At 51.0% G+C, this 437-nt stretch carries 1 pseudogene; it reads left to right on the top strand.

From position 1 onward, the window contains the following. A pseudogene (locus tag CSV68_RS16660) lies at window positions 1-437 on the top strand (ISNCY family transposase); the annotation flags it as partial.

Here is a 437-nt window from a genome sequence, read left to right as displayed (position 1 = left end):
AGGAAAGCCCCGATGAATTAAGAGACATCTTTGCCTGGCATGATGTTCGTACCGTGTCGAAATCACTGACCTTCCAGTACGATAAGATCCTTTATCTCATGGACACCACAGAAGAAAATAGCCGTCTTGCCGGTGAAAAAATTAAAGTACTGGATTATCCCGATGGCACCCTCGCCTTCCTCTATGGGCACCGGAGCCTTAAGTGCCAGGCATTTGATAAGCTGGCCTGTGTCGACCAGGGGCAGATTGTTGATAACAAACGTCTCGGGACTGTACTCCGACTGGCTCAGGTAAAACAGGATGAGCGGGAAAGCGAAGGCAAACGGGAACGAAGCAAAAAATCGCCCAGCCGTAAGGCTCAGGTGCGCATCCAGGAACAGCTCCGGGCTATCAATCCCGTTCTGGCAGACCCGAGCTTGTTTGTGGCAAGTTCAAAG

This window comes from Sporosarcina sp. P29 (assembly GCF_002743265.1).
Classification (GTDB): Bacteria; Bacillota; Bacilli; order Bacillales_A; family Planococcaceae; genus Sporosarcina.
The sequence above is the reverse complement of the archived record's forward strand: the minus strand, read 5'-3'. Positions and strand labels throughout refer to the sequence as shown.